Origin of the sequence: Flavobacterium sp. NRK F10 (assembly GCF_024054235.1) — a bacterium.
GTDB lineage: Bacteria > Bacteroidota > Bacteroidia > Flavobacteriales > Flavobacteriaceae > Flavobacterium > Flavobacterium sediminis.
The window spans coordinates 2,700,786-2,714,112 of the sequence record NZ_JAMXLC010000001.1; the positions used below are offsets into that span (position 1 = coordinate 2,700,786).

Below are 13,327 nucleotides of genomic sequence, written 5' to 3' on the forward strand. Positions count from 1 at the left end.
CTTACACAAATGCTCTTTTTTAAAGCTTAACAATAGCTTAAAATAGGATTAAACTAAAAATTAAACAAGAAATAGCTTAAGTTCTTTAAGAAATTAAATATCTTTGAAAGAATTATAATGTTCCAAAAAATGATAAAAAAATTACTTTGCATAGTAACCTTTTTATGCTCTACTGTTATTTTTTCACAAGTTGTTATCAGCGAATTAGATGCTGATACTGCCAGTACAGATGTTTTGGAATTTGTAGAATTACATTCTGCGACACCTAATTATGTTTTAGACGGATATGTGTTGGTCTTTTTTAATGCAACTTCTTCCGGAACAGGAGTTTCCAGTTATTATGCAATCGATTTAGATGGATATACTACTGATGCTAACGGAAACTTTCTGATCGGAAATGCACAAGTTTCTCCTTCACCGGTAATTGTTATTCCTAATAATACGATCCAAAACGGTCCGGACGGAGTAGCACTCTATTTAGGTAACGATACAGATTTTCCTTTCGGAACTGCTGCTACGGCCTCTAATGTAGTGGATGCTTTAGCTTATTCAAATAGTTCTACAACGCAGCCAACGGCTTTAATGTCGATTTGGGGATTGTCTGTTTGTGTAAATGAAAATCAAAACAGTTCAGGTTCCAGTCAATCCATTCAGTTGTTAAACGGTAGTTATGTTGTTGATACGCCCACGCCGGGTATGAATAATGACGGAAGTGGAATAGTATTCAATTATATAACAGTGACAACTTCTCAGACCTCTTATAATGAAGGTGAAAATTTTGATATTGTTTTTACAACAAGTCAGCCCGTTCAAAATCAAAATTTAATTATGAATTTTTCATTGACGAACGGCAATTTTTCAGTAAATGATTTTTCAGGCGCTTTGACGGTTTCTATCCCGGTTGGTTCATCTACTACGTCTACAACCATTAGCTTGTATGATGACGGAACAGATGAAGGCGATGAAGAAGCTTTGTTCCAGTTTCAATCATTACCTTCAGGTTATATTGCCAATAATGACAATTTTATTATCCGGATTTATGATATTAATTTTGCGACTGATCCTTGGGGAACACCTCTAAATCCTACGTATGGAGTGTGTGCACCACAAATTCCGGCAGGTTATTATGATGCTTTGGAAGGACTTTCAGGAGCAGCATTGAAACAAGCATTACAAGATATAATTGCAGATCCGGCTGTGGTAAGATTACAAAGTTATGCGGATATCTGGGATATTTTAAAAGATGCTGATCGTAATCCCGAAAATAACAATCAAGTTTGGTGTGTTTATACAGAATCGCCAATGGCGAAATTAGATCAGCAAAATACCAGTAGCATTGTCGGAAAATGGAATAGAGAACATATCTTTTGTCAGTCAAGAGGCGGGTTTGAAGTAGCAATGGGAGATACGGCTGACGGAATTAATGTTTGGAATACAACCGGACCGGACAATACGGTAGACGGAATTTCTGATGCACATCACTTAAGAGCGGTGAACGGACAAGAGAACTCATCAAGGAACAATAAAAATTACGGTACAGTCGCCTCCGGAACGGTTTATGCCGGACCAACAGGAACTCAAGGTTCTTGGAGAGGAGATGTAGCTAGAGCATTGTTTTATATGGCTGTTCGCTTCAATGCTTTGGATGTGGTTAATGGCGATCCGAGTGAGTATTTGTCTGACGGAACAACCCCTTCAGGGGAAATAGGAGATCTGGCTACTTTGTTGAATTGGAATACACAAGACCCGGCTGATGATTATGAAATGAATCGAAATAATGTCGTTTATAATTGGCAGATGAATAGAAATCCGTTTATTGATTATCCTTTATTAGCAGATTATATTTTCGGTTCTCATTACGGAGATCCTTGGTCTTTTGCTTTAGCAAATGAAAATTTTATTGCAGATGCTGTTAAGGTGTATCCCAATCCGACTACAGATTATTTAATGATTTCAGGTTTAAGCGGCACTTCTACTGTAACTATTTATACTTTAACCGGACAGGCTGTTTTAGAGCAGACTTTTGATTCTCAGATCAGACTTACGATGGAGCTGGCTAAAGGAATGTATTTGGTAAAAGTGAAGAATAACGGAAATGAAGCGATCAAAAAAATTGTAATTAAATAAGTTCAGAAACTTATACGTTATATATCGGGAAATGTAAACTGTTTCCCGATTTTTTTAAATTAATTTTGTACTAATTGGTACAATTTGTATATTTATACTGAAAATCAATGAGAAATGGCAGGAAGACCCAGAATATACAATGCAGATCAAGCTTTAGATCAAGCAATTGAAGTTTTTTGGCAAAAGGGCTATGAGAACGCATCATCAGATGATTTGCTAAAAGCTATGGGAATAGGGAAAGGAAGCTTTTATTTGGCTTATAAAGGAGGAAAACAAGAGCTCTTTCAAAAGTCACTGGATCGGGTAATGGATCACCATATAAAAGCGTTTAAAGATAAAATAGAGCTATCGGAGCATCCTTTAGAGGAAATAAGAGTTTTCTTTTATGAAATGGCAGATCCGGAAACTAATTTAGGAAAGTATGGTTGCTATTTTGCAAATGCTTTGATACAGGTTAGTGACAAAGATTTAAAATGTTCAGCCGAAAAACAATTGAGAACTCTGAAAGATATTTTCGTAAAAGCACTTGAAAAAGAAAAGATGCAAGGAAACTTAAAAACAGCTGTGACTCCTGATTTGTTAGGACTACATTTATTAAATCTTTGGAGTGGGCTTAACGTAACTCGAAATACAGTAAATGACAAATCAGAATTAAAGATGCTGATCGAAATGAATTTACGTTGCATACAATGAGACTAATGTAAAACTATGAATTAACTAAAAACAATAAAAAATGAAAAGAAGAGCAACTGCCGTGTGGAACGGCGACATTAAAACCGGGGGAGGGCATTTAACCACTCAAAGTACCACCCTTAACAAGACACAGTATTCGTTTAACAGCCGTTTTGCAGACGGTGTAGGTACAAATCCGGAAGAACTTTTAGCGGCGGCTCATGCAGGCTGTTTTACAATGAAATTAGATTTAGATCTTTCTGAAGCAGGTTATACGGTAGAATCACTGGAAACACAATCAGTAGTTACAATTGATAACGGTGTGATCACACTATCAGAACTGACATTACAGGCTAAGATTCCGGGAATAAGTGAAGAAGAATTCCAGAAAGTAGCTAAGAATGCAGAGAAAACCTGTCCGGTAAGTAATGCTTTTAGTTTTGAAATAAAGCTGACGGCAACTTTAGTTTGATTTAGGAAGTATTAAAAAAAGTTACTGCTTAATCTCTGTGTTAAGCAGTAACTTTTTAATTTTTAGAAATTCGGAGATAAATTGTATTTTTTGTAGAAAGTATCTAAAGCGTCTAACACTTCATCTTCAGTATCTACAATTTTGAATAGATTAAGATCTTCCGGACTAATGTTGTGGAATTTTTCTAACAGTACAGCTTTAACCCAATCCATTAAGCCTTCCCAGAACTCAGAACCAACTAAAATGATAGGGAATTTAGCAATCTTTTTAGTCTGAATTAGCGTTATAGCTTCAAACAATTCATCCAAAGTACCGAAACCACCCGGCATAACGATAAATCCTTGTGAATATTTGACAAACATTACTTTGCGGACAAAGAAATAATCAAACTGCAAGTTTTTGTCGCGATCGATATACGGATTGAAATGTTGTTCAAAAGGCAATTCAATGTTCAAACCTACTGAAGTTCCCCCGCCGTAGTGAGCCCCTTTGTTTCCGGCTTCCATAATACCCGGACCTCCTCCGGTGATTACACCATAACCGGCTTTACTGATTTTATAAGCGATCTTTTCTGCTAAAAGATAATATCTGCTGTCAGATTTAGTACGTGCCGAACCGAAAATAGAAACACAGGGACCGATTCTTCCCATTGACTCGTAACCGTTTACGAATTCAGACATGATCTTAAAGATTGCCCATGAATCGTTAGTTCGTATTTCGTTCCAGGTCTTTTGTTTGAATTTTTCCTGTATTCTGTGGTCGTCGTTTTCGTATTGCTCTAATGCCATAGTCTTTTCGTCTTTTTAAAATTAAACAAGCCCGCTAAGATAATTCTTTTTTCAAAAATTGTGCCGTATAGCTCTTTTTATTTTTGATAACTTCTTCAGGAGTTCCGGTTGTGACTACCTGACCGCCTCCTTTCCCACCTTCATAGCCAATGTCAATGATATAATCTGCTATTTTAATAACATCGAGATTATGTTCGATAATCAAAACCGTATTGCCTTTATCGACTAATTTCTGTATCACATTCATTAAAACTCGAATATCCTCAAAATGTAGACCTGTTGTGGGTTCGTCTAAAATGTAAAATGTATTTCCGGTATCTTTCTTGGAAAGTTCGGTCGCCAGTTTTACCCGTTGTGCTTCGCCACCTGAAAGGGTGGTACTTTGTTGACCTAGTGTAATATATCCTAAACCTACATCCTGAATAGTTTTGATCTTTCTGTAAATTTTCGGGATGTTTTCAAAGAAAACCACTGCTTCGTTAACAGTCATGTCCAATACGTCTGAAATAGATTTCCCTTTGTAGCGGATCTCCAGTGTTTCCCGATTGAAGCGTTTTCCCTGACAGGTTTCGCATTCAACATAAACATCCGGCAAAAAGCTCATTTCAATAGTTCGTACACCTGATCCTTCACAGGTTTCACATCTTCCGCCTTTAACATTAAAGCTAAAGCGTCCCGGTTTATATCCTCTGATCTGAGCTTCCGGAGTTTGGGTAAATAAACTGCGGATTTCAGAGAAAACATCTGTATAAGTTGCCGGATTACTGCGCGGCGTTCTACCGATAGGACTTTGATCAATATCGATAACTTTGTCTATGTGTTCCAATCCTTCTATTTTGTCATAGGGCTGCGGTTTTTTGACCGCATTGAAGAAATGAGCGTTTAAAATAGGGTAGAGTGTTTCATTGACTAAAGTCGATTTTCCACTACCGGAAACCCCAGTTACACAAATTAGTTTTCCTAAAGGAAACTCAACGGTAACATTTTTAAGGTTATAACCCTTAGCACCGTATAATTTTACGGTTTTTCCGTTGCCTTCGCGACGTTTTTCAGGAATTTCGATCTTCATCTTGCCGCTCATGAATTGTGCGGTAATCGTGTTTTCTTTTAGCAACTCTTTCGGTGTTCCCTGACTAATGATCTTACCACCAAAACGTCCTGCTTTCGGTCCGATATCAATTACATGGTCAGCACGTTCGATCATGTCTTTGTCATGTTCAACAACAATAACCGAGTTTCCGATATCTCGCAGACTTTCTAATGATTTGATGAGTCGTTCGTTATCCCTTTGGTGTAAACCAATGCTCGGTTCGTCCAAAATATATAGTACACCTACCAGTTGTGAGCCGATCTGTGTCGCTAAACGGATCCGTTGGGCTTCCCCACCGGATAGCGATTTGGAACTTCTGTTTAATGAAAGGTAGTTCAAGCCGACATCCAGTAAAAACTGTAGGCGTGTAGTGATCTCTTTTAAAATTTCAAGAGCAATGGTTTGCTGTTTTTCCGTAAGATGTTCCGGTAAACCTTTAAACCATTCTGACAGTTCAGCAATGTCCATTTGGGCTAATTCGCCTATATTTTTGTCATGAATCTTAAAATATAGTGCTTCTTTACGCAAACGTGTTCCATGGCATTCCTGACATTCGACCTCATCCATGAATTCTTTTGCCCAGCGTTTGATACTTTGTGATTCGGATTGTTCGTATTGGTTCTTGATAAAATTGGCAATTCCTTCAAAATCAATTTTATAGTCTTTAGTAATCCCCATCACTTTAGAAACTACTGAAAATTTTTCATTGCCACCGTTCAGGATCATTTCCATTGCTCCCTGAGGAATCGTATCAATAGCATCAGTTAATTTGAATTCGAATTTCTGAGCAATGATTTCCAATTGTTTGAAGATCCAGGAGTTTTTATAGTCGCCCAAGGGCGCAAAACCACCGTTCTTGATCGATGCTTTAGGGTTGGGAATGATTTTTTTAAGGTTAATTTCATTGGTTGTGCCTAAACCGTTACAACATTCGCAGGCGCCTTTCGGAGAGTTAAATGAAAAGTTGTTGGGTTCGGGATTCGGATACGAAATACCGGTTGACGGACACATTAAATTTCGACTGAAATAGCGTACTTCATCACCTTCTTGTTCCAATACCATTAAGATATCATCGCCGTGATACATTGCGGTTTTAATGCTTTCGATAAGGCGCTTTTCAGTATCTTCATCATTTTTAACAGCAATCCGGTCTATTACAATTTCTATATCATGAGTTTTGTATCGATCTACTTTCATGCCGTATTCCAGATCTCGGATTTTACCATCAACACGTACTTTCACGAAACCTTGTTTTGCAATTTGCTCGAATAGTTCACGGTAATGACCTTTTCTGGAACGAATAACAGGTGATAAAATATTGATTCGTTTGCCATTGAAGGTTTCAGAAATCAATTCTTTAATTTGTTCATCTGAATAGGAGACCATTTTTTCTCCCGTATTGTAACTAAAAGCTTCACCCGCACGTGCATATAACAATCGCAAAAAATCATAGATCTCTGTAATAGTTCCTACTGTAGAGCGGGGACTTTTGCTTGTTGTTTTCTGTTCGATGGCAATTACAGGCGACAGACCGTCGATCTTATCCACATCCGGACGTTCTAATCCTCCTAGAAATTGTCGGGCATAAGCTGAAAAAGTTTCTATATAACGGCGTTGTCCTTCGGCATAAATGGTATCAAATGCTAACGATGATTTTCCGGAACCGGAAAGCCCGGTAATAACTACCAGTTTTTCTCGGGGAATGATTACGTCAATATTCTTTAAATTATGGGCACGAGCGCCAATAATTTCAATAGTTTCTTCTGTGTTGTTCATGTTTTTTGGCCAAAACGCAAAGATACAAGTTTATAGGGAGAAAAACTAATCACTTTAACAGGCAAAAAAAGAGAGTGTTTAGCAATATAAATGTGAGTTTTTTAGTAAATTTATGGCTAAGAAATCTGTTTTTTTAATATAAAAAAGAAGATCATGATAGAACAATTAGAAACTTTTAAAGGAAATACATTAGCTTTTGAGGTTATAGACGGATTTACAGAGACAGATGAAAAATTGGCTCAAAAGTTCTTTCAGGAAAAATTAGATATGGGGTTTTCATTTGTAAATGTTTTGATTAAACTGGATGAAATGAAAATCAGTAAAACAAGTAGTAAAGCTTTTATGGAAGATATAATTTGGACTTTGAGGAATTATAAGCAAATGGGACATCTTGCAATTGTGGCTCATTCTAATATTTTAAAAGCATTGGTTCCCATTGATAATTTATTTTTTGAAAGAGCAAGTAAAGAAAGGTATGAAAGGTATTTTGATGTTTCTCAGATGGAAGAAGCAATGAAATTTGTCAAATCAACTTTATGAAAAAGATATTTGTTTTAGCAATTGTTTTTTCGCTGTTTAGTTTCAGTTCGGAAAATAAGGGTACTTCGGTAGTTTATGTTTGCGGGAAAAGTGAAATTTATCATCAGGTAAAGTCGCATGCCGCTTTAAAGCGTTGTAAGTCGGATATCACAGAAATGACTGAAAAAGAAGCACTAGATGCGGGGAAAAGAAAATGTAAATGCAAAGGATAAAAAAAGAAGCCTGAGGGCTTCTTTTTTTATTTCCTTATTTCAAAAAATCTTTGTCTTTATAAGCAGGATCAGGGTATTTATAGAATCCTTCTCCGGTAGCAACACCCAGTTTGCCTTTGTCAATAAAATTTTCCTTTAAAAACGCAACGGTTTTGATTTTAATCGGATCCTGAGTTTTATCCGCAGCCATTTTATTGATGTTATAAGCAGTTGTAATACCAACGACGTCTAATATTCCAAACGGACCAACAGGTGCTCCGGTTGCAACCATCCAGGTCTTGTCAATGGTCTTGACATCAGAAACGCCATTTACCAACAAATTAGTTGCAGCACCTAACAAAGGAACCAAAAGGGAATTCAGAATATATCCCGGTTGTTCTTTGTAGAGTGGAAGAGCAATCATCCCGATAGCTTTAGCAAAGTCGACCACCTCATTAAAAACCTGTTCATTTGTTCCGGGATGTCCCATGATCTCAGCAGTATTATGTTTCCAAATTTCGTTAGCAAAGTGTAAAGCAACGAATTTTTCAGGACGTTGGGTCGCTGCTGCAAATTGACTGGGTAACAGGGTAGATGAGTTAGTAGCGAAAACTGTTTTTTCAGGTGCTACTACTGCTAATTTTTCATAGAAACTAATTTTAATCTTCGGATTTTCCGGTACAGCTTCAATTAATAGGTCGGCATCTTTTACAGCTTCTGCCAAGTCAGAGCAATAGCTTAAATTTTCAAAAGTGGCTTTCAACTGTTCGTCAGTAGCTTGTAAATCATGGATATAAGCTTTACTTAGCCTGTCAAATTTAGCTTTGGCTTTGTCCAGAACTTCGTCGTTAATATCGTATACTGTTACTTTAAATCCATGAAAAGCAGTTTGGAATGCAATTTGGTATCCCAAAACACCGCTTCCTGCTACAGTTACATTTTTAAAATTCATAATTTGATAGGTTTAAAATATTATTGTAAAGCGGGTTCGTAAGTCGTTAAATCAGTTCGTAGCCAATCCGGAATCTCAATAGATTTTCCCAGTGTTGTATCAATTAATACTTGCGTACTTTTTCCTTTTGCGTGAACAATTTCATTTCCATCTTTACCTAAACTCGTAATTAAGTATTCGATTTCAAAACTTTTAGAACCTAAAGATGAGGTTCTCAACTTGATAGTAGGTTGAACGGCAGTGAGTTTTAATTCTTTATAATAGTCACATTCTATATGCGCAATGACAAACATATTTTTAGTCCAATCCCATTGTTTACTAACTGTTGGCATATAATGACCGCGTCCGATTTGGAAATATTCGAAATAGTAGACATTATTTACATGACTTAAGGGGTCTAAATCATTCCAACGGATAGTTAGAGGTAAGGAAAATTTAAAATCTTGAATATTGATGTTTTGCATAATTATGGTTTTTCGATGTAAAAAGTATATCAAAAATAAGATTTTGCTTCTAAATAAAGGATGAATGGGAAAACTTATTAGGAGAAAATAAAAAAACAACCCAAATAATGGTGTGTTATCTGGATTGTTCCTAATAGCTTGTTTAATTACTATACCTAGAGAGGCATGCAATTATGTTTATAAACAAGTTAAAACTTGAGTAGAGGGAACGGAAACCTTTCCCGCATGAGTTCCTCCGAATTGATCAATAAAGTTCTGAGCACAACTGTAGGTGTTGAAATAGGCAGTAGTGCCAGGACTTGAAGGAATATTATTTACAGAGAAAGCAGTAACATAAGTAGTTTTTACTTCTTTAGTAATACTGGTTTCTTTAGACGAAACTTCTAAACTGTTGTTACTGTAAGAAGTTGAAGCTAGTAATGTAGCAAATAAGGCAGCTGTTAAAAAGACTTTTTTCATAATAAAAAACTTTAAAAGGTTATAAAATAGTTATGTAAATAAATTAATTTATTTTTTACTTTGCAAGTAAAATCTTTTATTTTTAGTTTATTAATGTGTTAAAAATGTATGTTTTTATTTACTTTGTATTCATCTTAGATAAGATGAAAGAAGAATTTCTTTTTATTTTTAACCGGATTACTTGGGTTTGACTTTGTATTAAAAGGAGAAAAGTTATTAAAAGGTTTTGTGTAAAATCAAACGATATTTTAGCTTATTTAGATCTAACTTTAGCTATATTAGCAAAAATATACAAGAATGAATACAGATAAGCTACTATGGATTGTAATGGTACTTATAGCAGGAGCTTTTTTACCTATTCAAGCCGGATTGAACTCCCGATTGGGAAAAGCAGGGGAAAGTCCGGTTCATGCTTCAACCATTTCTTTTGTTGTAGGAGCAGTTGCTCTGATCTTATATCTTGTGGTAACTAAACAAACCGTTTCCTGGTCCGGTATAAAAGCAGCACCCGTTTATTTGTGGATCGGGGGTATTCTGGGAGCTTTTTATGTTACAGTTATTATTTTAGCATTTCCTAAATTAGGTCCTGGCTTAACTTTTGGATTAGTAGTTGCAGGACAAATGATTTTCTCTGTTTTATTGGAACATTTCAATGTACTAGTAGCGCAACAGCAGCCCATTAGTATAGGAAGAATTATAGGGATGCTCATGGTAGTGATCGGAGTTATTATAATGAAGAAATTTTAGAAGACTAAATAAAAAATAAATAAAATGAAATTACTTGGAATAGGTTCGCGCATTAAACATGCGGAATACGGAACGGGTGTTGTCACCAATGTATCGGCAAGACATTATTGGGTAACTTTTATTGAAAAAGGAATAGAAACCATTGATCTTACCGAAGAATTTGAAGTTATAGAAGCAGTTGAAGCAGAGGTAGATACCGTAAGTTTTTATGAAGTGGAAAAAATGCTGAAAAATCTTTTGCAAAAATACACAGATATTAGTCCGGCAACCTCTTTAGCCGATAAGTGGAAAGGAGGAAGAATTCTTTTAGAATCCGGGAACGATACACAAAATAAAGAAATTCCTATCGATACTTTTTTCCATAAGATTGTTATGGTACGAGACAGAATACGGGTGATGGAGCAAAAAATAAATTCCAGTAATTTAGACGAATTAGAAAAAGTAGAACTGCAACAATATATTACTCGTATTTATGGAAGTTTAACCACATTTAATGTGTTGTTTAAGCTCAAAGAGGATTATTTTATAGGAGAGAAAAGCAAATAAAAAAAGGCGAATAATTCGCCTTTTTCTTTTTATAAGATATTATTCAATGATCATAGCTTTCAGCTTTTCACGGTATTTTTCTAAAATGGAAATTTTAGACATAAAACCGATAAACTTCCCGTTTTTTAAAACCGGAAGAATTTGAGTTTGTGAATTTTCAAACTTCTCTATGATGGTTTCCATCATTTCATCATAAAAAATAATTTCTTTAGGAGGCTGCATTACCTCTTGTATCGAAGTATATTTAATCTTAAAAGGAGAAAGAATAACAGGTCTGATCTCAGCAACATCAATTAATCCTTGTAGTTGTTCTTTATCATTTAAAACCGGAAAGACCAGCTCGTCCGTAGTTTTGATCAATTCTACTAATTGTTCCAATGAATTTGAATCAGGAACCGGTTTAAAATTGTGCTGTATGAATTGAGAAGCTTCTAAAGAATGCAGAATATTTTTGTCTTTATCATTTGTAAAAACATCTCCTTTACCGGCTAAGTCTTTAATGTCGAAAGAATAGGTTTCAAAACGTTTTGAGATCGCAAAGCTCACTGAAGAAACCATCATTAAAGGAACCATCAGATTATAACCTCCTGTGATCTCAGCAATAAGGAAAATAGCAGTTAACGGAGCATGGAACAATCCGCTTAAAATCCCGGCCATACCTACCAGAGTAAAATTGCTTACTGACATTGGTTTGGTAATTCCGATCAGATTGATAAATTTAGCAAGTACAAAGCCCAGATAAGAACCGATAAAAAGAGAAGGAGCAAAGTTACCTCCGTTACCTCCGGCACCAAGAGTAAATCCTGTAGCATATACTTTTGCCATCATGGTCAAACCAATGAACAATAACAAGACCCAATCGTTGCCTTTATAAGAGCTCAGAATCGTATTGTCCAGAATGTTTTCTGGGTGCTGATTGGCTAAAACTTTAATACTTTCATATCCTTCACCGAATAAGGACGGAAAGAAGAAGATCAATACGGCTAAAAGTGTAGCACCGATAAAGGCTTTTCTGTATACACTGCTTTTATATCGGGCAAACCAATGTTCGATCTTACTGAATGTACGGGTATAATTCACACAGATAAATCCGGAAATGATACCCAATAAGATATAATAAGGGATGTTTTGATAATCAAAAGCTTCTCCTTCCTTAAAGCTTAAAAGTATATTTTCATTTAAAACAATAGTAGACACTAATGCCCCGGTAGCGGCACTGATCATAATAGGGATAAAAGCCGTGATACTGATCTCCGTCAGGACTACTTCAATGGCAAATAAAACGCCCGCTATGGGTGCATTAAAAGCTGCAGCAATACCGGCAGCAACACCACAGGCTAAAAGTAAAGTACGGTCTTTATAGCTCAAACGGTAATTCTGAGCAAAATTGCTTCCGAAGGCTGCTCCTGTAATTGTAATAGGCGACTCAAGTCCGGCACTACCACCCATACCTACGGTAAATGAACTGGTAATGATCTGAGCATACATTTGCTTCCTTGGCATAATACCGCTTTTCTTGGCTACAGCATACATAATCTGAGCCGTTCCTTTTTGCAGGGAGCCGTTCAATAGCTTTTGAATGACCAAAGCCGTTAGTAAAATTCCGATGATAGGAAAAGCACTGTTACTATAAGGCAAATTCAAAAAACCGTCCAGATATTGAGCAAATTTATAGACAGAGTGGGCAAATGTTTTTAGAACAATTACTGCTAATGCCGAAGAAATTCCAACCAAAACACAAGAAAAGTAAATAAATTGTCTTGGCGATAACAAGGATTTAAAAATGAAAACCAGGCGCTCCAGTCTTTTGACATTTTTTCGAATAAAAAGGAGAATCGGATTTACTTTTTTCGTATGCATTTTTCTGTTAAAAACAAAATTTCGGCAAAGTTACCGCTTCTTAAAAGAACATGCTAATAATTATTCAATTTTTCTTGAACCATCGCTCTTATTTCATCAAAAAAAGCCTTGAATTCCATATTGAAAGCATCGTAGTAAAGTTCCAGTTCCCGAATGGCGAATTGCATTTTAGACTTGAATTGTGTGCGATAATCCATCTGGTACAAAATTTTTTCCATGCCTTCAAGATGAGCATAACTTCCCAACCAGTTTTGCGAGATCATTTTGGGTACCATACGTTGCATTTTAGGAGTAAGTAGATCAAAATTAGTTTCCAGTAACTGATAAAAGCTATTGATGTATTCATTTAAAGGAGTATCCGAATATAAATCCCAGTTAACGGTTAAGAAATGATCATAATAGATATCCATAATAACCCCGGAATAGTGTCCGTAAGCTTCGTGCAAACGGTGTTTACTTTGCCTGTAAGTCGGATGGAAATCAGTAAAAGAATCAATTTGTCTGTGGAGTAAGATTCCTTTTTGAATAGCTATCGGAAATTTCTCATATTCATGACCTTTGATCCCGTCTGCCATAAAGTTGCCGATTTTTATCAGATCGTTAGCACCGGAAAGATAAATATGGGCAAGATAGTTCATGTTTT

Annotated in this window: 14 protein-coding genes; 7 read left to right on the top strand and 7 right to left on the bottom strand. The window is 36.0% G+C overall.

What is annotated here, in order from left to right; translation table 11 throughout:
• Positions 1–129 precede the first annotated feature (129 nt).
• The 3 genes from NHF50_RS12200 (at position 130) to NHF50_RS12210 (ending at position 3,271) form a co-directional block, all read left to right on the top strand.
• Positions 130–2,127 carry an endonuclease gene (locus tag NHF50_RS12200; protein WP_109569921.1) on the top strand — a complete coding sequence of 666 codons (1,998 nt, stop codon included), beginning with the start codon at positions 130–132 and terminating at the stop codon, positions 2,125–2,127.
• Positions 2,128–2,241: 114 nt separating this feature from the next.
• Complete coding sequence (locus tag NHF50_RS12205) at positions 2,242–2,820, top strand: TetR/AcrR family transcriptional regulator (RefSeq protein WP_252776703.1); 579 nt, start codon at positions 2,242–2,244, stop codon at positions 2,818–2,820.
• A gap of 40 nt (positions 2,821–2,860) precedes the next feature.
• A complete protein-coding gene (locus tag NHF50_RS12210) occupies positions 2,861–3,271 on the top strand; it encodes an OsmC family peroxiredoxin (protein WP_252776705.1) in 411 nt (136 codons plus the stop codon).
• Between the two features lie 62 nt (positions 3,272–3,333).
• Here NHF50_RS12210 and NHF50_RS12215 read toward each other — a convergent pair whose 3' ends face one another.
• Entirely contained in the window at positions 3,334–4,059 is a 726-nt protein-coding gene (locus tag NHF50_RS12215) for a TIGR00730 family Rossman fold protein (protein WP_252776706.1), read from the bottom strand.
• Positions 4,060–4,093: 34 nt separating this feature from the next.
• On the bottom strand, positions 4,094–6,925 hold the full coding sequence (gene uvrA / locus NHF50_RS12220; RefSeq protein WP_252776708.1) for an excinuclease ABC subunit UvrA: 2,832 nt from the start codon (positions 6,923–6,925) through the stop codon (positions 4,094–4,096).
• A 153-nt stretch (positions 6,926–7,078) separates the two neighbouring features.
• Between uvrA and NHF50_RS12225 the strand changes: the two genes are divergently transcribed.
• Both NHF50_RS12225 and NHF50_RS12230 read left to right on the top strand, forming a co-directional pair.
• The gene (locus NHF50_RS12225) at positions 7,079–7,465 is read left to right on the top strand and encodes an STAS/SEC14 domain-containing protein (protein WP_109569925.1); all 387 of its coding nucleotides are present in this window, start codon (positions 7,079–7,081) and stop codon (positions 7,463–7,465) included.
• The gene (locus NHF50_RS12230) at positions 7,462–7,677 is read left to right on the top strand and encodes a hypothetical protein (protein WP_252776709.1); all 216 of its coding nucleotides are present in this window, start codon (positions 7,462–7,464) and stop codon (positions 7,675–7,677) included. Before NHF50_RS12225 ends, NHF50_RS12230 begins: the two co-directional genes overlap by 4 nt.
• 34 nt (positions 7,678–7,711) lie before the next feature.
• Here the strand turns inward: NHF50_RS12230 and NHF50_RS12235 are convergent, their stop codons facing one another.
• The 3 genes from NHF50_RS12235 to NHF50_RS12245 all read right to left on the bottom strand — a co-directional run bounded on the left by NHF50_RS12235 (position 7,712) and on the right by NHF50_RS12245 (position 9,531).
• Positions 7,712–8,608 (bottom strand): 3-hydroxyacyl-CoA dehydrogenase, encoded by an 897-nt coding sequence (locus NHF50_RS12235; RefSeq protein ID WP_109569927.1) that lies wholly within the window; start codon positions 8,606–8,608, stop codon positions 7,712–7,714.
• A gap of 20 nt (positions 8,609–8,628) precedes the next feature.
• A complete protein-coding gene (locus NHF50_RS12240; protein ID WP_109569928.1) occupies positions 8,629–9,072 on the bottom strand; it encodes a thioesterase family protein in 444 nt (147 codons plus the stop codon).
• A 177-nt stretch (positions 9,073–9,249) separates the two neighbouring features.
• A complete protein-coding gene (locus NHF50_RS12245) occupies positions 9,250–9,531 on the bottom strand; it encodes a hypothetical protein (protein ID WP_109569929.1) in 282 nt (93 codons plus the stop codon).
• A 297-nt stretch (positions 9,532–9,828) separates the two neighbouring features.
• On the opposite strand from NHF50_RS12245, the gene NHF50_RS12250 reads away from it, so the two are divergent.
• Complete coding sequence (locus NHF50_RS12250; RefSeq protein WP_252776711.1) at positions 9,829–10,278, top strand: DMT family transporter; 450 nt, start codon at positions 9,829–9,831, stop codon at positions 10,276–10,278.
• Positions 10,279–10,302: 24 nt separating this feature from the next.
• Positions 10,303–10,824 carry a hypothetical protein gene (locus NHF50_RS12255; protein WP_109569930.1) on the top strand — a complete coding sequence of 174 codons (522 nt, stop codon included), beginning with the start codon at positions 10,303–10,305 and terminating at the stop codon, positions 10,822–10,824.
• 39 nt (positions 10,825–10,863) lie between these two features.
• Here the strand turns inward: NHF50_RS12255 and NHF50_RS12260 are convergent, their stop codons facing one another.
• Together NHF50_RS12260 and NHF50_RS12265 are read right to left on the bottom strand one after the other, a co-directional pair.
• Complete coding sequence (locus tag NHF50_RS12260) at positions 10,864–12,684, bottom strand: chloride channel protein (protein WP_109569931.1); 1,821 nt, start codon at positions 12,682–12,684, stop codon at positions 10,864–10,866.
• 53 nt (positions 12,685–12,737) lie between these two features.
• Positions 12,738–13,322 (bottom strand): ACP phosphodiesterase, encoded by a 585-nt coding sequence (locus NHF50_RS12265; protein WP_109569932.1) that lies wholly within the window; start codon positions 13,320–13,322, stop codon positions 12,738–12,740.
• Positions 13,323–13,327 lie beyond the last annotated feature (5 nt).

Excerpts from the sequence above, each read along its gene's own strand:
- uvrA (WP_252776708.1), bottom strand. The coding sequence starts at position 6,925 with ATGAACAACACAGAAGAAACTATTGAAATTATTGGCGCTCGTGCCCAT.
- NHF50_RS12215 (WP_252776706.1), bottom strand. The coding sequence starts at position 4,059 with ATGGCATTAGAGCAATACGAAAACGACGACCACAGAATACAGGAAAAA.
- NHF50_RS12210 (WP_252776705.1), top strand. The coding sequence starts at position 2,861 with ATGAAAAGAAGAGCAACTGCCGTGTGGAACGGCGACATTAAAACCGGG.
- NHF50_RS12230 (WP_252776709.1), top strand. The coding sequence starts at position 7,462 with ATGAAAAAGATATTTGTTTTAGCAATTGTTTTTTCGCTGTTTAGTTTC.
- NHF50_RS12265 (WP_109569932.1), bottom strand. The coding sequence starts at position 13,322 with ATGAACTATCTTGCCCATATTTATCTTTCCGGTGCTAACGATCTGATA.
- NHF50_RS12235 (WP_109569927.1), bottom strand. The coding sequence starts at position 8,608 with ATGAATTTTAAAAATGTAACTGTAGCAGGAAGCGGTGTTTTGGGATAC.
- NHF50_RS12245 (WP_109569929.1), bottom strand. The coding sequence starts at position 9,531 with ATGAAAAAAGTCTTTTTAACAGCTGCCTTATTTGCTACATTACTAGCT.
- NHF50_RS12260 (WP_109569931.1), bottom strand. The coding sequence starts at position 12,684 with ATGCATACGAAAAAAGTAAATCCGATTCTCCTTTTTATTCGAAAAAAT.
- NHF50_RS12225 (WP_109569925.1), top strand. The coding sequence starts at position 7,079 with ATGATAGAACAATTAGAAACTTTTAAAGGAAATACATTAGCTTTTGAG.
- NHF50_RS12240 (WP_109569928.1), bottom strand. The coding sequence starts at position 9,072 with ATGCAAAACATCAATATTCAAGATTTTAAATTTTCCTTACCTCTAACT.
- NHF50_RS12200 (WP_109569921.1), top strand. The coding sequence starts at position 130 with ATGATAAAAAAATTACTTTGCATAGTAACCTTTTTATGCTCTACTGTT.
- NHF50_RS12205 (WP_252776703.1), top strand. The coding sequence starts at position 2,242 with ATGGCAGGAAGACCCAGAATATACAATGCAGATCAAGCTTTAGATCAA.
- NHF50_RS12255 (WP_109569930.1), top strand. The coding sequence starts at position 10,303 with ATGAAATTACTTGGAATAGGTTCGCGCATTAAACATGCGGAATACGGA.
- NHF50_RS12250 (WP_252776711.1), top strand. The coding sequence starts at position 9,829 with ATGAATACAGATAAGCTACTATGGATTGTAATGGTACTTATAGCAGGA.